This is a genomic window from Pseudomonas sp. MF06569, assembly GCF_059862735.1.
The window spans coordinates 432,835-450,596 of the sequence record NZ_JCBCUZ010000001.1 but is presented as its reverse complement, the minus strand read 5'-3'; the positions used below and the strand labels follow the sequence as shown (position 1 = coordinate 450,596).

Genomic DNA, 17,762 nt, shown 5'->3' with positions numbered 1-17,762 from the left:
TCACAACTTGAAGCTGCCCGGAGGGCCTAATGAGCTATGTGATCGACCGACGCCTCAATGGCAAGAACAAGAGCACGGTAAACCGTCAGCGCTTTCTGCGGCGCTACCGTGACCACATCAAAAAGGCCGTAGAAGAGGCCGTGGGCCGCCGCTCCATAACGGATATGGAACATGGCGAGCAAATCAGCATTCCTGGCCGCGATATCGATGAGCCGGTGCTTCACCATGGGCGCGGTGGCAAGCAAACCGTAGTTCACCCAGGCAACAAGGAGTTCACCAGCGGCGAACACATTCCACGGCCTCAAGGCGGAGCGGGCGGCGGCGGTGGACCCGGAAAAGCTGGCAATTCCGGCGAAGGCATGGATGAGTTCGTATTCCAGATTACCCAGGAAGAGTTCCTCGAATTCATGTTCGAAGACCTTGAACTCCCCAATCTGGTCAAACGCAACCTGACCGGAACTGACACCTTTAAAACCGTACGCGCCGGTATCAGCAACGAGGGCAATCCGTCTCGCATCAATATCATTCGTACCTTGCGCTCAGCTCACGCCCGGCGCATTGCCCTTTCAGGCAGCAGTCGGGCAAAACTCAGGGAGGCCAAGGCTGAGCTGGAACGATTAAAGCGCGAAGAGCCCGATAACTTCGGCGATATCAAAGCCGTAGAGGCCGAAATCGAGAAACTTAGCGCACGAATTCACCGCGTACCTTTCCTCGATACCTTTGACCTCAAGTACAACCTGCTGGTCAAGCAACCCAACCCCAGCTCCAAGGCCGTCATGTTCTGCCTGATGGACGTTTCTGGCTCCATGACCCAAGCCACGAAAGACATTGCCAAACGATTTTTCATCTTGCTGTACCTGTTCCTGAAGCGGAACTACGACAAGATCGACGTCGTGTTTATTCGCCACCACACCAGTGCACGCGAAGTGGATGAAGAGGAGTTTTTCTATTCAAGAGAAACCGGCGGCACCATCGTCTCAAGCGCACTCAAACTGATGCAGGAGATCATGGCCGAGCGCTACCCCACCAACGAGTGGAATATCTACGCAGCGCAAGCCTCTGATGGGGATAACTGGAACGATGACTCACCCATTTGCCGCGACATTCTGATCAACCAGATCATGCCATTCGTGCAGTACTACACTTATGTAGAGATTACACCGCGCGAACATCAGGCCCTCTGGTACGAATACGAACGCATCAGCGAGGCGTTTTCCGACACCTTCGCGCAGCAACAACTGGTCTCGGCCGGCGATATATATCCGGTCTTCCGTGAACTCTTCCAGCGCAGGTTAGTGACATGACCGCCAAAGAGAATAAACGCCAACCCATCTCCACTGGCTCAGAGTGGACCTTTGACCTGATCCAGGCTTACGACCGTGAAATTGGTCGCCTGGCCGAACGCTATGCGCTGGATACCTATCCCAACCAGATCGAAGTGATTACTGCCGAACAGATGATGGATGCCTACGCTTCAGTGGGCATGCCGCTGGGGTATCACCACTGGTCCTATGGCAAACACTTTTTGAGCACCGAAAAGTCATACACCCGTGGGCAGATGGGGCTGGCCTACGAAATCGTCATCAACTCTGACCCGTGCATTGCTTACCTGATGGAAGAAAACACCATCTGCATGCAAGCACTGGTGGTGGCCCATGCGTGCTATGGGCATAACAGCTTCTTCAAGGGTAACTATCTGTTTCGCACCTGGACGGACGCCAGTTCGATCATCGACTACCTGGTGTTCGCCAAGCAGTACATCATGCAATGTGAGGAGCGCCACGGCATCGATGCGGTTGAAGACCTGCTCGACTCCTGCCATGCCTTGATGAACTACGGTGTAGACCGCTACAAACGACCCGATCCGATTTCAGCTGAAGAGGAACGCCGTCGCCAAAAAGAGCGCGAAGAGCATCTGCAAAAGCAGATTAACGATTTGTGGCGCACCATCCCTAAAAGCGCAGACAAACTAAGCGAGAAAGATAACGCCCGCTTCCCCGACGAACCTCAGGAAAACATCCTTTATTTCATAGAAAAACACGCGCCGCTGCTGGAGCCCTGGCAACGCGAAGTTGTGCGTATCGTGCGCAAGATTGCACAGTACTTTTACCCACAACGGCAAACGCAAGTGATGAACGAGGGCTGGGCCACTTTCTGGCACTACACCTTGATGAACGACCTCTACGACGAAGGCCTGGTGACTGAAGGCTTCATGATGGAGTTCCTCATTTCCCACACCAGCGTGGTGTTCCAACCCGGCTTTGACAGCCCTTACTACAGCGGCATCAACCCCTACGCACTGGGGTTTGCAATGTATTGCGACATCCGGCGCATTTGCGAACACCCAACCGACGAGGACCGTTACTGGTTCCCTGACCTGGCAGGCAGCGACTGGCTATCAAGCATCAAGTTCGCCATGAGCAGCTTCAAGGACGAGAGTTTTATCCTGCAATACCTGTCACCCAAAGTAATCCGCGATCTGAAATTGTTCAGCATCATGGACGACGATCAAAAAGACGACTTGCTGGTACCCGCCATTCACGACGAGAACGGTTACCGCATCATTCGTGAAACCCTGGCTGCCCAGTACAACCTGGGCAATCGTGAACCCAACATACAAATCTGGAGTATCGACCGCCGTGGCGACCGCTCCCTGACCCTGCGCCACCAGCAACATGACCGCAAACCCTTGGGCGAATCAACCGACGAGGTCTTGAAACACCTGCACCGCTTGTGGGGCTTCGATATCCATCTTGAAACACTGCAAGGCGACCAGGTCGTGAAAGTCCATCATGTCCCACCAAAAGGCGATCACGGCGACAATGATCGCGGCCGACTGGATATGGGCGCCATTCACCTGTAATGCACACAAGCCTCCGTTAACACGGCACACGCGCTATCCTGTCGTGCTAACGGAGGTTTTTTATGCAGATCTATAAAGTTGGCGGCGCTGTACGTGATCGCCTGCTGGGCAAGCCTGTCACCGATATTGACTGGGTAGTCGTTGGCGCAACAGCCGAACAAATGCAAGCCTTGGGGTATCGCCCTGTAGGTTCAGACTTCCCGGTATTTCTTCACCCCAAAACCGGCGACGAATACGCTCTGGCACGTACGGAGCGCAAAAGCGGTCATGGTTATGGCGGCTTTATTTTTCATGCCAGCCCCGACGTCACCCTGGAAGAAGACCTGATACGCCGCGACCTGACCATCAACGCAATGGCTGAGGACGATGCTGGCAATATAACTGACCCTTACGATGGTCAGCGCGATCTTGAAGACCGTGTTTTACGCCACGTTTCCCCCGCATTCGCCGAAGATCCTCTCAGAGTCCTGCGCGTGGCCCGCTTCGCAGCACGCTACGCGAGCCTTGGTTTCAACATCGCACCAGAAACGCTGGAATTGATGCGCCAGCTGTCCAGATCCGGCGAGCTGCAAGCCTTGACCCCCGAGCGCTGCTGGAAAGAAATTTCCCGCGCCCTGATGGAAGACCAACCTCAGGTATTTATTGAAGTGCTGCGCAGCTGTGACGCACTGGAGGTGCTGCTGCCAGAGGTGAATGCACTGTTTGGTGTGCCACAGCCCCCTGCCCACCACCCGGAAATCGACAGCGGCGTGCATACCCTGAGCGTGCTGGAGCAATCGGCGCGGCACAAGCAACCGCTGACCGTTCGCTGGGCGTGCCTTCTGCACGACCTTGGCAAGGGGCTTACGCCGGAGAAAGACTGGCCCAGACACATTGCCCACGAGCACAAAGGACTACGCCTGATCAAAGCCGTAAATGATCGCTACAAAGTGCCAAGGGATTGCCAGGAATTGGCATTGCTGGTGGGCGAGTATCACACCCACGGCCATCGTGCTCTTGAGCTCAAGGCTTCGACGCTACTCGAGTTACTGCAGCGCTTTGACGTGTACCGCCGCCCGCAGCGATTCGAGGAGTTTATCGTGGCATGCGAGATGGACGCCAAAGGGCGTCTTGGCCTGGAAAACCGGCCGTATCCGCAAGCTGACTACCTGCGCGGCGCTGCACGGGCCGCACTGGCCGTGGCCGTGCAACCACTGCTGGAGCAGGGCTTCAAAGGCCCAGAGCTGGGTGAGGCCCTGAAGCACGAGCGGCTCAAGGCACTGCAAGCCTACAAGGATGCCGCGTAGCGCAAATCTTGTGGGAGCGGGCTTGCTCGCGATGGTATCGATGCGGTCTGACGCAAAGACCGCAGCGCCAGTATCGCGAGCAAGCCCGCTCCCACAAAAAAGCAGCACCCTGCTGCACATTCAAACGACCTTCAGCCTGCCAGCATCTCCAGCGGCGTCAACTGCTCATCCCGCCATTCAAACGCCGCAGGTGCGAGCACTTGATCGATCTGTGCCTCTGCCCACAGCTGAGCAAGGGTCTTGCCCACACCTGGATGCACTTTGTCTGGCGCTATCAACGATAGCGGCCACAACACAAAAGCATTCTTGAGAATCTCGGCACGGGGCAAGGTCAATCCGTCAAAACTCCCCACCAGATCACCGTAAAACAGCACGTCGATATCCAGTGGCAATCCTTTACGATCTTGAGCATAACGTCCGTTATCAGCTTCGATCAGCTTCAATCGTCGACTCAACTCAATCAGTGGCAAATCGGTTTTCGCCGCCACCACCAGATTGAAAAAAGGCCCGCTTTTGATACCCACAGGCTGACTTTCGAAAACCGCAGAGCAACACATATCGCGCAAAAAACCGGTCAGTGCATCAAGCCCCGCCAGCAAATGCTTTTCGCGCTCGACATTACTGCCCAGCCCGAGATAAACCTGAGTTAGCGACATCCGCGCTCAATCTCCACGCCAACCCCTGTGGCCGCCGCAACGGCGCCGGGCTTGGTCAGCTTGAGGTGCAGCCAGGGAATGTTGAACTCACTCATCAACACCTCTGCCAGACGCTCCGCAAAGGTTTCCACCAGTTGAAATTGAGCGTGCTCGGCAAATGCCTGAATACGCGTGGAAACGCTCGCATAATCGAGAGCCAGCGTCAGGTCATCGCCAGCGGCAGCCGGACGGTTATCCCACGCAAAACTCAGGTCAAGACGCAGGCACTGACGGATGCCGCGCTCCCAGTCATAAGCACCAATTACGGTGTCGACTTCCAGGCCTTCGATAAACACTCTGTCCAAGCACTCTTCTCCGCAGCACGACAAGGGCGCAATGCGCCGTTAGAATCAGGGCGTCCTCGCCCGGAATAGTTAGCATGTTTTGGTTACTGGCGATCCTCGCCTACCTGCTTGGCTCTCTGTCCTTTGCCATTTTGCTCAGCCGCCTGACGGGAACTCCCGATCCGCGAATGAGTGGCTCCGGCAATGCCGGCGCAACCAACATGTTGCGTCTGGCTGGCAAAAAACTTGCCGTCCTGACCTTGCTCGGCGACCTGTGCAAGGGGCTTTTACCCGTCCTTCTGGCCTGCCAACTGGATTTCTCGCTCCAGGACCAAGCCTGGATCGGTAGCTGCGCCGTCGTAGGACACATGTACCCTGCGTACTTCCGCTTTCGCGGCGGCAAAGGTGTCGCCACGGCTGCCGGCATGCTGCTGGGGCTATACCCTCCCGCGGCATTGCTGGCTGTCGCAGCATGGCTGCTAACCTTTCAGCTGACCCGTACCAGCTCACTGGCGGCGTTGATCGCCACACCCCTGACCCTGCCATTGCTGGCCTGGCAAGAGCCTGCCGCCCTGCTGCCCATGAGCGTCCTGACGGCACTGATTGTCTGGCGCCACCGCGGCAATTTACGCGACCTGATGGCTGGGCGCGAACGCCATTTCTGAATCTTGCCCGTGAAAAAACCTCACGCTCGATCCAACCCCGGCTCTCACAGGGGCTTCAACTGCTCCATCGGCCAGCGTGCCTGCACGCTGATTGCCAATGTTTCGTGCTGGCCAGCCTGCAAACGCTGACAACCCGCAAACGCAATCATCGCGCCATTATCCGTGCAAAATTCCGGGCGAGCGTAGTAAACGTTACCCTTCATCTCGCCGAGCATTTTTTCCAGGGATACACGCAACGCCTTGTTGGCGCTCACACCACCAGCAATCACCAGGCGCTTCATGCCCGCGTGCTTCAAGGCGCGCTTGCACTTGATCGTCAGCGTCTCGACCACAGCCTGCTGGAACGCCAGAGAAATATCGCAACGGGTTTGCTCGGTATCGTCGCCCGCGGCCACACAGCGCTGCCACGTGTTCAGGGCGAAGGTTTTAAGGCCGCTGAAGCTGAACTGCAGCCCAGGACGATCAGTCATGGGGCGGGGGAATACAAAACGCCCCGCAACGCCCTGAGCGGCCAGTCGCGCGATCTCAGGACCACCTGGATAGTTGAGCCCCATCATCTTCGCGGTCTTGTCGAACGCCTCACCCGCAGCATCGTCCAGCGTCTCGCCCAGCAACTCGTACTGGCCGATACCATCAACGCGAACCAGCTGCGTGTGACCGCCCGATACCAACAAAGCGACGAACGGAAATTCCGGAGGCTGTTCTTCCAGCATCGGAGCCAATAAATGGCCTTCCATGTGATGGACACCGAGAGCCGGAATACCCCAGGCAAAAGCCAGCGACTGAGCGCAAGAAGCCCCAACCAGAAGGGCTCCGACCAATCCTGGACCCGCCGTGTAGGCTATGGCGTCGATCTCGGTCGGCACACAATCGGCCTCGGCCAGCACCTGACGAATCAAGGGCAGCATGCGCTTGACGTGATCCCTTGAAGCCAGCTCCGGCACCACACCGCCATAGGCGCGGTGAAGGTCGATCTGACTGAACAGTGCATCGGCCAAAAGCCCGCGTTCACTGTCGTATAGCGCGACGCCGGTTTCGTCGCAGGAGGTTTCTAATCCCAGTACTAGCATGGGTTTACGCCTTGTAGAGGCTAAATTCGAAGGCGCGCATAATAGTCGCCACTCCCGCCCCCGGCCAGCGGTTTTCGATCAGAGGCTTTGCATTCCGGGCGATGAGGGGTTAACATCCGCAACCCTTAAAAACCGACGTCTTTCAACGCGATTTTTGCCTTGAGACGTTGACCCCGGTAATGAATGAAGGTAGCTCTGGATGCCAGCCGTCAAAGTAAAAGAGAACGAACCCTTCGACGTAGCTCTGCGTCGTTTCAAGCGCTCCTGCGAAAAAGCCGGTGTTCTGGCTGAAGTTCGCAGCCGCGAATTTTACGAGAAGCCGACTTCCGAGCGTAAACGCAAAGCAGCAGCTGCTGTTAAGCGTCACGCGAAGAAAGTTCAGCGCGAGCAGCGCCGCGCCGTACGTCTGTACTAATACACAGACGTTCGTAGCACGCTTCTGCCAAGCCCGGCCTAAAGCCGGGCCGTAGGCAGTTGTTGAAGGTTACATGCTTTATCGTCAAGGCCGCAGATGCGACCGCGACAAGCGTTACATCACGTCAGACCTGGTCTAATAGCCAGCGGTGCACGTCTTTACTGACGAGCCTTCCAAGGCTACCGACGAGCACACCTCTCTGATTTTCCCTAAAGACGATCAGCCCAAGGCACCTCTCCAGTGCCTGCTTATGAGCTATCCGAGACCAGCCATTGGTCAGTGCCGGACTCAGAGCGTGAAAATTACCGATCCCATTCACTCTGATTAAAATGAGCAGACCGGGTTTCGACAGATACACTTCCCCGAAATAATTGAGCTGACGCCCCACGATCGAGCAGAGCATTCGCCTGCACGCGCGATGTCCAAGCCCTTTATACGGACCCATTTCTGCGCAGTGATGACGAGAACGCCATGGCCGGGTTAATCCCCCAGAGCTTTATTGACGACCTTCTGAACCGTACCGATATCGTCGATGTCGTCAGCTCTCGCGTGCAAATGAAGAAAGCCGGCAAAAATTACACGGCCTGCTGCCCCTTCCACAAAGAAAAAACGCCGTCTTTCAGCGTCAGCCCCGACAAACAGTTCTATTACTGCTTTGGCTGCGGCGCGGGCGGCAACGCCCTCGGCTTCATCATGGACCACGACAACCTGGATTTCCCCCAGGCCGTCGAAGAACTGGCCAAAGCCGCCGGCATGGAGATCCCGCGAGAAGAAAGTGGCCGCCCACACAAGCCGCGGCAGGCGACTGACTCTCCGCTCTATCCACTTCTGACCGCGGCTGCCGATTTTTATCGCCAGGCATTAAAAACCCATCCTGCACGCAAAGCTGCCGTGGACTACCTGAAGGGCCGCGGCCTGACCGGCGAAATCGCCCGCGACTTCGGTCTCGGATTCGCACCGCCAGGCTGGGACAATCTGTACAAACACCTAAGCAGCGACACACTGCAGCAAAAAGCCATGATCGATGCGGGCTTGCTGGTGGAAAACGCCGAGACCGGCAAGCGCTATGACCGCTTTCGTGATCGCGTCATGTTTCCGATCCGCGACAGTCGTGGCCGCATCATCGCCTTTGGTGGCCGGGTGCTGGGCGATGACAAACCCAAATACCTGAACTCCCCGGAAACGCCGGTCTTTCATAAAGGCCAGGAACTGTACGGGCTGTTCGAAGCACGCAAATTCAATCGCAGCCTCGACGAAATCATCGTGGTTGAAGGCTACATGGACGTCATTGCCCTGGCCCAGCAAGGCCTGCGCAATGCCGTCGCAACACTGGGCACCGCCACCAGCGAAGAACACATGAAGCGCTTGTTCCGCGTGGTACCCAGTGTTTTGTTCTGCTTTGACGGCGACCAGGCAGGCCGCAATGCTGCCTGGCGCGCACTGGAGGCCACACTCCCTTGCCTGCAGGATGGACGGCGCGCGCGCTTTTTGTTTCTGCCTGAAGGCGAGGACCCGGACACACTGGTGCGCTCCGAAGGTACCGACGCCTTCAAGGCACGCATCAACCAGCACGCACAACCACTGGCCGATTACTTCTTCCAGCAGTTAACCGAAGAAGCAGACCCGCGCTCGCTTGAAGGCAAAGCCCATATGGCCACGCTGGCAGCACCGCTGATCGACAAAGTCCCGGGCGCCAACCTGCGGACCTTGATGCGCCAGCGCCTGAGCGAAATTACCGGCCTGACCAGCGAGACCGTCAGTCAGCTGGCGCAAAACGCACCTGCGAAGCCCCAGGCTCAACCGACCTACGACCCCGGCATTGATTACGATGCAATGCCCGACTACAGCGACTTCCAGCAACCGGACATGTACATCCCGCAACAGGAATGGACGCCGAAAAAGCCTGGCGCTGGCGGTAAAAAGTGGGAAAACAAACCCTGGGACAAAAAAGGCAAGCGTGGCGGCGAACGCGAGCAGGCCTGGATCCCCGTAGGCGTTGAACCGCCTACACTGACAGCCTTGCGCACCCTGCTGCACCATCCGCAACTGGCCAAAAAAGTTGAGGATGCCGGGCACTTTGCTGCAGAAGACCAGACTAACAATCAGTTACTGATTGCGCTGGTAGAGGCCGTACAGAAAAATCCTAAGCTAAGCTCTATACAGCTACTGTCCCGCTGGCACGGCACTGAACAGGGCCGCTTGCTGCAAAGACTGCTGGAAAAGGAATGGCTAATTGATGCCGATAACCTTGAACAACAGTTTTTCGACACCATAACTAGCTTGTCAGCTCGTCAACGCGAGCGAAATCTAGAGCAACTTCTTCGAAAAGCACGTCAAGGCGAGCTAAGTAGCGAGGAAAAAAATCAGTTACGCGACCTTCTAAGTCGCAATAATCCCGCATCAAACCCGACCTCAACTGGCGCGTGAGGTCATAGCTAAGGTATAATCCTCGGCTTGTTTTTTGCCCGCCAAGACCTTCAGTGGATAGGGTGTTATGTCCGGAAAAGCGCAACAGCAGTCTCGTATCAAAGAGTTGATCACCCTCGGCCGTGAGCAGAAGTATCTGACTTACGCAGAGGTCAACGACCACCTGCCCGAAGATATTTCAGATCCGGAGCAAGTGGAAGACATCATCCGCATGATTAATGACATGGGGATCCCCGTACACGAGAGTGCTCCGGATGCGGACGCCCTTATGTTGGCCGATGCCGACACCGACGAAGCAGCTGCTGAAGAAGCAGCTGCCGCGTTGGCGGCAGTAGAGACCGACATTGGTCGTACTACCGACCCTGTGCGCATGTATATGCGTGAAATGGGCACGGTAGAACTGCTGACACGTGAAGGCGAAATCGAAATCGCCAAGCGTATCGAAGAAGGCATCCGTGAAGTGATGGGCGCAATTGCGCACTTCCCTGGCACGGTTGACCATATTCTCTCCGAGTACACTCGCGTCACCACCGAAGGTGGTCGCCTGTCCGACGTTCTGAGCGGTTATATCGACCCGGACGATGGTATTGCGCCGCCTGCAGCCGAAGTGCCGCCTCCTGTCGACCCAAAGGTGAAAGCCGAAGGTGATGACGAAGAGGACGATAAGGAAGAGTCCACCGAGGAAGAGGAAGAGGTCGAAAGCGGCCCCGATCCGATCATCGCGGCTCAGCGCTTTGGCGCCGTTTCCGATCAGATGGAACTCGCTCGCAAGGCACTGAAAAAGCACGGTCGTGGCAGCAAGCAGGCAATTGCCGAGCTGGTTGCACTGGCAGAGCTGTTCATGCCGATCAAACTGGTCCCGAAGCAATTCGAAGGCCTGGTTGAGCGTGTTCGCAGCGCCCTGGAGCGTCTGCGTGCACAAGAGCGCGCCATCATGCAGCTGTGTGTACGTGATGCACGCATGCCGCGTACCGATTTCCTGCGCCTGTTCCCGGGCAACGAAGTCGACGAAAGCTGGAGCGACGCGCTGGCCAAAGGCAAAAGCAAATATGCTGAAGCCATTGGTCGCCTGCAACCGGACATCATCCGTTGCCAGCAAAAGCTGTCTGCCCTGGAAGCAGAAACCGGCCTGAAGATTGCCGAGATCAAGGACATCAACCGTCGTATGTCGATCGGTGAGGCCAAGGCCCGCCGCGCGAAGAAAGAAATGGTTGAAGCCAACTTGCGTCTGGTTATCTCCATCGCCAAGAAGTACACCAACCGTGGCTTGCAGTTCCTCGACCTGATCCAGGAAGGCAACATCGGCTTGATGAAAGCGGTAGACAAGTTTGAATACCGCCGCGGCTACAAATTCTCGACTTATGCCACCTGGTGGATCCGTCAGGCGATCACTCGCTCGATCGCCGACCAGGCCCGCACCATCCGTATTCCGGTGCACATGATCGAGACGATCAACAAGCTCAACCGTATTTCCCGCCAGATGTTGCAGGAAATGGGTCGCGAACCGACCCCGGAAGAGCTGGGCGAACGCATGGAAATGCCTGAGGATAAAATCCGTAAGGTATTGAAGATCGCTAAAGAGCCGATCTCCATGGAAACCCCGATCGGTGATGACGAAGACTCCCATCTGGGTGACTTCATCGAAGACTCGACCATGCAGTCGCCAATCGATGTAGCCACTGTTGAGAGCCTTAAAGAAGCGACACGCGATGTACTCGGCGGCCTCACAGCCCGTGAAGCCAAGGTACTGCGCATGCGTTTCGGTATCGACATGAATACCGACCACACCCTCGAGGAGGTTGGTAAACAGTTCGACGTTACCCGTGAACGGATTCGTCAGATCGAAGCCAAAGCGTTGCGCAAGCTGCGCCACCCGACGAGAAGCGAGCATTTGCGCTCCTTCCTCGACGAGTGATAACAAAACCCCCGGCCCTGCCGGGGGTTTTGCTTTATAGCTAACACCCTTCCTGCTCCCTCCCCCTGCCACAGCCCGACTACACTGGATGCATCCAGGCGTTTTGAAGAGACGCGCATGTCACGATTGCTGGCCATCCTGCTACTGTCGCTTGTCGTTTGGACTACGGGTTCCCATGCCCTGACGTTCACCGATGATGAACAACAGTGGCTCAAAGACCATCCTGAGCTGCTCCTTGGTATCGACACCACGTGGCCGCCCTTTGAGTTCCGCGATCAGGAAGGCAACTACAAGGGCCTTGCCGCCGATTACATACAGCTGATCAGCGACCGGCTGGGTATAACCTTCAAACCGGTGGCAGCCCCAAGCTGGAGCGAAGTGCTGGAGCAGACCAAAGAAGGCAAGATCGACTTGCTGCCCGGCATCATGTCGACTCCTGAACGTCAAAAGTACCTGGCATTTACCCGGCCCTATCTGGACTTCCCCATCGTCATCCTCGCCCATAAGGGTGGCGCGTCTCCGAAAAACATCGAAGACCTCTACGGCCTCAGGGTCGGCGTCATTGAAAACTACGCCCCCCATGAGCTTCTGCGCGCGCAATACCCGGACCTGAACATCGCCGCACTGCCCAACGTCAGTTCGGCCCTGCAGGCGCTGGCCACGGACCAGGTCGATGCGATGGTCGGTGACCTGGCTTCCAGCGTATGGAGCCTGCGCCAGCTCAAACTCGATGGTCTTTACGTCAGTGGCGAAACGCCTTTTCGCTTTCAACTGGCAATGGCCGTTCCCAAAAGTCAGACCGTGCTGCTCGAACTGCTGGACAAAGTGCTGGCTGACATAAGCCCCAGTGAAACCGAAAGCATTCAGCAGCACTGGGTCGGCAACATCAGTGACTACCGGGCCTTGTGGCGCACCTTGCTGGTGTATGTCCTTCCCGGCGCGCTGCTATTGATCACCGTGCTGCTCATCGTCGTGCGCATCAATCGGCGCCTGAGCTCTGAAATTTCCCGGCGAACGGCCCTGGAACAAGAACTGCGCAGCAGCGAGCATCACTACAGGGGAATGATTGAAAGCCTTTCAGCTATCGCCTGGGAGGCACCACTGAACGGCGGCACCTATACCTATGTCTCGCCCCAGGCCGAAGCGTTGCTGGGCTACCCGATTGCAGACTGGCTAAGTATGGGCTTCTGGAATCGAATCCTGCATCCCGACGACCTGGCCCGAGCCCGGGACTTCCGCGAAAAGGAAGTCAACGCCAACTGCGACCACAGCCTGGACTATCGCGTGATCACCGCTGACGGCAACACGCTGTGGCTGCGCGACATCGCCAGCATCACAACCCATAACCTGCAGGTCGTACTGCGCGGCCTGATGATCAATATCAGCGAAACCAAGCAGACCGAAGAGGCCTTGCGCTTATCCGAAGAGAAGTTCGCCAAAGTATTCCATGCCTCACCCAATGGCCTGTTAGTGAGCCGAAAAAGTGACGGCCTGCTGATAGAGATAAACGAAGGCTTCAGCCGTCTCAGTGGTTATGACAGTACCAGCGCCTTGCACCACTCAACGTTTGACCTGCATCTATGGGTAGATTTCCAGCAGCGGCGCGAAGTGCTGCGACTACTGGAACAGGACGGCTTTGTACGGGACTTCAGCTGTAACTTCCGTCATAAAGACGGGCACATTCGCCTCTGTGAGATCTCCAGCTACCCACTGATGATCGGAGCTGAACACTGCATTCTGACCATCATTCACGACATCACCGAACGTCACCAGATGCAGGAAAAACTCCTGCAAACGGCCACCGTCTTTGAAAGCACGGCCGAAGGCATCATCTTTACGGACCCCCAGCAAAAAATCACTGCAGTGAACCGGGCCTTCACCGAAATCACCGGCTACAGCGAGAGTGAAGCACTGGGTCAGACCCCGAGAATCCTGGCGTCAGGCCAACACGACCGGGTATTTTTTGCAGCCATGTGGCATCAACTGTCGAACGCCGACAACTGGCAGGGCGAAATCAGCAACAAACGCAAAAATGGCGAAATCTACCCCAACTGGTTGACCATTAGCGCCGTGCGCAACAGCGACAACCTGATCACCCACTTTGTGGCCGTATTTTCTGATATTTCCAGCCTCAAACATGCTCAGGCACGCCTTGACCACCAGGCCCACCACGACCCGCTGACCAACCTTCCCAACCGTTTACTGTTTGAAAACCGGTTGTGCGAGGTACTGGCCGATCAGAGGCGAAACGGCCAGCGCAGTGCCGTGCTGTTTCTGGACCTTGATCGATTCAAAAACATCAACGACAGCCTCGGGCATCCAGTGGGCGACCTTCTGCTGAAAGGCATCGCAACCCGCCTCAAGGAACAGCTGCGCGACATCGACACAGTGGCCCGCCTGGGCGGGGATGAGTTCATCATTTTGCTGCCCGGGCTCAAACAAGCCAACGATGCGCAAATGATTGCCAACAAGTTGCTGGCGTGTTTCAACGCGCCCTTCCTGGCAGGCGAGCACGAGCTTTTCATCAGTGCCAGCATCGGCACCAGCGTATTCCCGGACGATGGCGACGACGTCGCCACACTCGTCAAAAATGCCGACCTGGCGATGTACCACTCCAAACTCAAAGGGCGCAACCGCGTCGAACGCTACAGCCACGACCTTGGTTCACAAGCCAGTGCGCGGGTCGTCCTGAGCCATGAGCTGCGCCGAGCCCTGGAACGCGGCCAGGTATCACTGTTGTACCTACCCAAAATCAGCCTGGATGACTGCAGCGTGGTCGGGGCCGAAGCTCTGCTGCACTGGATCCACCCCATACTCGGAGAAATCCCCCACGAGCGCTTGATTCATCTGGCCGAAGAAAACGGCATGATCATACAAATAGGGGATTGGATGCTTGAACGCGCCTGCCAGCAACTGCACTCATGGAACCAGGTGTACGTCCCCTTTGGAGCGATCTCAGTCAACCTCGCAAGCGCTCAACTGCACCAACCCGGGTTGCTGGAGCACGTACAGCACCTGCTCAAGACTTGCATGCTCAAGCCCGGCTACCTGCAACTTAAAATCACTGAAAGCTTTATTACGTGCCAGGCCGAAGAAGCCTGTGAAGCCCTGCATCGACTCAAACAACTGGGGGTAAGACTGTCCATAGACGATTTCGGCACCGGCAACTCGTCCCTCAGCTACCTCAAGCGCTTGCCGCTGGACACGCTGAAAATCGACTCGTCTTTTATCAAGGGCCTGCCCGATGACGCACATGATGCCGCTATTGTTCGCGCCATCATTACACTGGGGCACAGCCTGCAATTGACCATCATCGCGGACGGCGTAGAAACCGGGGCTCAGCGTGCATTCCTGGCCCAAGCCGGTTGCGAACAAATCCAGGGCGCCATCGTCAGCCCCCCTCTGTCTGCTGAAAAATTCGCAGCAACCTTCCTTCGTATGCCTATTTCAGATTTTTCGGATAGCACTACCGAGAAACCGTCGTTATAATCCGCGGCCTACTGAGGGCCTATAGCTCAGTTGGTTAGAGCAGGGGACTCATAATCCCTTGGTCGTAGGTTCGAGTCCTACTGGGCCCACCAAACTCAAAGCCGCGCACTGCGCGGCTTTTGTGTTTCCGGGGTTTGAGATTTTGCTTTTCAAAACACCCTAAAAACCGCTTTCCGTCCACAAACCGTCCACACCCTTGATTCGCGGCATCAGAACGTTGGCGTGTATTTCACGCTGAACATTACGTTACGCGGATCACCGTAGTTGTTGTTGCCATTGAGCTGGTTATAGCCCGCAGTGAAGTAGGTTTTGTCGAACAGGTTGTTGGCGTTCATCGCCAGTTCGATCTCCGGCGTCATCTGGTAGCCGACACGGGCATTCCACACGGCGTAACCCGGCACGTTCACGGAGCTGTCATAGCCAATCGTATGGGTTTGAGCGGTGAAGCCAAGGCCCGTGCTCACGCGGCTCCAGTCACCGCTGAACTGGTAGTTGCTCCACACCCGCAGCATGTGTTTGGGCGTCCACCAACTGAAGATTTTGCCTTCGCTTTCCGGGTCTTTGAGGTATTTGGTGGTGTTGTAGGTGTAGCCCGCAAACAGTTGCAGGCTGTCGGTCACTTCACCGCTGATTTCAGCCTCGATCCCCTGGCTGCGCACTTTCCCTGACGCGATTGAGCAGTACCAACCGTCGCAGAGCTGGGGCGATTGCATGTCAGGGACGGCACGGTTTTCCTGGTCATAACGGAACACCGCCAGGGAGGTGTTGACCCGGCCGTCCATTAACTCACCCTTGATGCCGACTTCGTAGTTGCTGCCGATCACCGGCTTGAGCACAGGGCCCGTTACGGTGCGGGCAGTCTGTGGTTCGAAAACGTCGGTGTAGCTGGCGTAGACGGCCCACTCGCGGCTCAGGTCATAGACGATGCCTGCGTAAGGGGTGACTTGCCCGGTTTCGTTGGTGGTGCTGTCCGGGTTGGCGGTAATGCCGGACGCTTTCTGGGTCCAGTACTTGTAGCTGTAGTCGTACCAACTGACCCGGGAACCCAGCACCAGGGTCAGGGAGTCGACCGGCTTGACTCGCCAACTGCCATAGAGCCCTTTTTGGCGAATGTCATAGTTGCTCGGAGTGCCCTGCCCCCCTGGGGAATTAATCAGGCCTTCGTAGCTGATGTCAGGACGGTCATGGTCGATACCGAAAATAGTGTCAGTGCTGTCATTGAAGGTACGGGCGTATTGGTCGTCCGTGGTCAGCTTCGAGTAATTGCCGCCGACCATGATTTCCTGCTGCATGGACCAGGCTTCGAATTTGCCGGTGAGGTTCATGTCCAGGCCGACTTTGGTGGAGTCGAAGTCCGAGTAAAAATCGGCGTACTGCACGCCGCTGCCATCCGCGGCCAAGCCCTTGAGGGTGGATTGCACCCGCTGGTTCTTGGCTATATTGCTCTCGGTCTGGCGCACGGCGCCGACCTTGAAAGCCCAGTCGTCGTTGAATCTGTGCTCCAGATCGGCATAAAGGGTGGTCACATCGATCTGAGAGTGGTTCCACTTCGCGCCGGTGTAGGTGCTGCGCGGCAGATCGATTGCCTTGCTGTCAGCGTAACGCGGGAAGCCGCGAACCATCGGCCGTGATTCGCCGCTGGAGTGGCTGACCGCCAGGCCCAGGGTGGTGTCGTCACGCAAATCGAAGTCCAGGGCACCGTACAGCGAGGTGGTTTTACTCCAGGCGGAATCGACGAACGAGTGACTGTCGTCCTGGTCGGCCACGAAGCGTCCACGGACCGTGCCGGTCTGGTTCAGCGGTCCGCCGGCGTCCAGTTGCAAGCCGTAATGATCCCAGGAGCCCGCCTTGCCGGTGAGGGTCACAGTGGGTGCGATCTGCCCGCGTTTGCGCACCAGATTCACCGCGCCACCAGGGCTGCCAGTGCCTTGCAGCAGACCGGATGCGCCACGCAACACTTCCATGCGATCGAAGAAGATCAGGTCCTGGGTTGCCCAGTTGCCCAGTGCATAGGTGTTGCGCGGGATCGGTACACCGTCGTATTGCCAGTCGTCGATCTGGAACCCGCGCGAACTGAGGATCATGCCTTTGCCCACGCCCTGTGCGCCGACCAGTCCGGTGGTCTTGTTGGCCGCGTCCTTGAGGTCTGTCAGACCTTGATCGTCCAGCTGCTTGCGGGTCACTACCGTGATCGACTGCGGGATTTCCTTGAGGGTGTGGGTGCCCTTGCCGATGGTCACCGCCCGCGAGGTGTAGGAGCCAGAACCTTCAGTGGTGGCGTCGGTGCTGAGTTCAACGATGTTGGTAGCCCCCAGTTGCAGCGCGGCAGTGCTGTCCATGACCGGCTCGACGCTGAAGTTGCCCTGGCCCGTCACTCGCAATTGCAAGCCGCTGCCCGACAATGCCTGTTGCATCGCCTGCTCGGCGGGCATCTTGCCGACCACCGCAGGCGCCTGCTTGCCCTTTACCAGCGACGGCTCCAGCGAAACGATGTGTCCACTCTGGCTGGCAATGGCATTCAGGGTGCTGGCGAGCGGGCCGGACGGCAGATTGAAGGTCAGATCCTGCGCTTGCGCCAGAGTGGAACTGGCCAGCGCAGCCAGGGTGACGGCAACGCAAAGGGGATGGGGCCACGGGTTGAACACAGCGTTCT

The 17,762-nt window shown here is 57.0% G+C and carries 12 protein-coding genes and 1 tRNA gene; 9 read left to right on the top strand and 4 right to left on the bottom strand.

The genetic code is table 11. The annotated features are described in order from the left end of the window. Positions 1 to 29: 29 nt before the first annotated feature. From AC19YQ_RS02140 to AC19YQ_RS02130, 3 genes are all read left to right on the top strand, one after another. Entirely contained in the window at positions 30 to 1,304 is a 1,275-nt protein-coding gene (locus tag AC19YQ_RS02140; protein ID WP_133075305.1) for a YeaH/YhbH family protein, read from the top strand. Then, positions 1,301 to 2,863 (top strand): SpoVR family protein, encoded by a 1,563-nt coding sequence (locus AC19YQ_RS02135; RefSeq protein WP_219262874.1) that lies wholly within the window; start codon positions 1,301 to 1,303, stop codon positions 2,861 to 2,863. The genes AC19YQ_RS02140 and AC19YQ_RS02135 overlap by 4 nt, the downstream gene beginning before the upstream one ends. Before the next feature lie 62 nt (positions 2,864 to 2,925). Beyond that, the gene (locus AC19YQ_RS02130) at positions 2,926 to 4,149 is read left to right on the top strand and encodes a multifunctional CCA addition/repair protein (RefSeq protein WP_500594482.1); all 1,224 of its coding nucleotides are present in this window, start codon (positions 2,926 to 2,928) and stop codon (positions 4,147 to 4,149) included. Between the two features lie 131 nt (positions 4,150 to 4,280). Here AC19YQ_RS02130 and folK read toward each other — a convergent pair whose 3' ends face one another. Beyond that, positions 4,281 to 4,805, bottom strand: coding sequence for a 2-amino-4-hydroxy-6-hydroxymethyldihydropteridine diphosphokinase (gene folK, locus AC19YQ_RS02125; protein WP_500594481.1), 525 nt, complete (start codon positions 4,803 to 4,805; stop codon positions 4,281 to 4,283). Beyond that, the gene (gene folB, locus AC19YQ_RS02120; protein ID WP_133075301.1) at positions 4,796 to 5,149 is read right to left on the bottom strand and encodes a dihydroneopterin aldolase; all 354 of its coding nucleotides are present in this window, start codon (positions 5,147 to 5,149) and stop codon (positions 4,796 to 4,798) included. The genes folK and folB overlap by 10 nt, the downstream gene beginning before the upstream one ends. Before the next feature lie 74 nt (positions 5,150 to 5,223). On the opposite strand from folB, the gene plsY reads away from it, so the two are divergent. Continuing rightward, a complete protein-coding gene (gene plsY, locus AC19YQ_RS02115) occupies positions 5,224 to 5,793 on the top strand; it encodes a glycerol-3-phosphate 1-O-acyltransferase PlsY (protein WP_133075300.1) in 570 nt (189 codons plus the stop codon). A 44-nt stretch (positions 5,794 to 5,837) separates the two neighbouring features. Here the strand turns inward: plsY and tsaD are convergent, their stop codons facing one another. Continuing rightward, positions 5,838 to 6,863, bottom strand: a complete 1,026-nt coding sequence (gene tsaD / locus AC19YQ_RS02110) for a tRNA (adenosine(37)-N6)-threonylcarbamoyltransferase complex transferase subunit TsaD (RefSeq protein ID WP_500594480.1) — start codon at positions 6,861 to 6,863, stop codon at positions 5,838 to 5,840. 199 nt (positions 6,864 to 7,062) lie between these two features. Between tsaD and rpsU the strand changes: the two genes are divergently transcribed. From rpsU to AC19YQ_RS02085, 5 genes are all read left to right on the top strand, one after another. Further along, the gene (gene rpsU, locus AC19YQ_RS02105; RefSeq protein ID WP_002551877.1) at positions 7,063 to 7,278 is read left to right on the top strand and encodes a 30S ribosomal protein S21; all 216 of its coding nucleotides are present in this window, start codon (positions 7,063 to 7,065) and stop codon (positions 7,276 to 7,278) included. A gap of 471 nt (positions 7,279 to 7,749) precedes the next feature. After that, complete coding sequence (dnaG, locus tag AC19YQ_RS02100) at positions 7,750 to 9,705, top strand: DNA primase (RefSeq protein ID WP_500594479.1); 1,956 nt, start codon at positions 7,750 to 7,752, stop codon at positions 9,703 to 9,705. 67 nt (positions 9,706 to 9,772) lie between these two features. Then, the gene (gene rpoD / locus AC19YQ_RS02095) at positions 9,773 to 11,620 is read left to right on the top strand and encodes an RNA polymerase sigma factor RpoD (RefSeq protein WP_048361132.1); all 1,848 of its coding nucleotides are present in this window, start codon (positions 9,773 to 9,775) and stop codon (positions 11,618 to 11,620) included. A gap of 117 nt (positions 11,621 to 11,737) precedes the next feature. Next, positions 11,738 to 15,109, top strand: coding sequence for a bifunctional diguanylate cyclase/phosphodiesterase (locus tag AC19YQ_RS02090; RefSeq protein ID WP_500594478.1), 3,372 nt, complete (start codon positions 11,738 to 11,740; stop codon positions 15,107 to 15,109). 15 nt (positions 15,110 to 15,124) lie between these two features. Next, positions 15,125 to 15,201: transfer RNA gene (locus AC19YQ_RS02085), tRNA-Ile, on the top strand. Positions 15,202 to 15,318: 117 nt separating this feature from the next. On the opposite strand, the gene AC19YQ_RS02080 is transcribed toward AC19YQ_RS02085, so the two are convergent. After that, positions 15,319 to 17,754 (bottom strand): TonB-dependent siderophore receptor, encoded by a 2,436-nt coding sequence (locus AC19YQ_RS02080; RefSeq protein WP_500594477.1) that lies wholly within the window; start codon positions 17,752 to 17,754, stop codon positions 15,319 to 15,321. Positions 17,755 to 17,762 lie beyond the last annotated feature (8 nt).

What these genes read in the sequence shown, in the direction of transcription:
- dnaG (WP_500594479.1), top strand. Translation starts at nt 7,750, where the DNA reads ATGGCCGGGTTAATCCCCCAGAGCTTTATTGACGACCTTCTGAACCGT.
- tsaD (WP_500594480.1), bottom strand. Translation starts at nt 6,863, where the DNA reads ATGCTAGTACTGGGATTAGAAACCTCCTGCGACGAAACCGGCGTCGCG.
- rpoD (WP_048361132.1), top strand. Translation starts at nt 9,773, where the DNA reads ATGTCCGGAAAAGCGCAACAGCAGTCTCGTATCAAAGAGTTGATCACC.
- AC19YQ_RS02090 (WP_500594478.1), top strand. Translation starts at nt 11,738, where the DNA reads ATGTCACGATTGCTGGCCATCCTGCTACTGTCGCTTGTCGTTTGGACT.
- folK (WP_500594481.1), bottom strand. Translation starts at nt 4,805, where the DNA reads ATGTCGCTAACTCAGGTTTATCTCGGGCTGGGCAGTAATGTCGAGCGC.
- rpsU (WP_002551877.1), top strand. Translation starts at nt 7,063, where the DNA reads ATGCCAGCCGTCAAAGTAAAAGAGAACGAACCCTTCGACGTAGCTCTG.
- AC19YQ_RS02135 (WP_219262874.1), top strand. Translation starts at nt 1,301, where the DNA reads ATGACCGCCAAAGAGAATAAACGCCAACCCATCTCCACTGGCTCAGAG.
- plsY (WP_133075300.1), top strand. Translation starts at nt 5,224, where the DNA reads ATGTTTTGGTTACTGGCGATCCTCGCCTACCTGCTTGGCTCTCTGTCC.
- AC19YQ_RS02130 (WP_500594482.1), top strand. Translation starts at nt 2,926, where the DNA reads ATGCAGATCTATAAAGTTGGCGGCGCTGTACGTGATCGCCTGCTGGGC.
- AC19YQ_RS02140 (WP_133075305.1), top strand. Translation starts at nt 30, where the DNA reads ATGAGCTATGTGATCGACCGACGCCTCAATGGCAAGAACAAGAGCACG.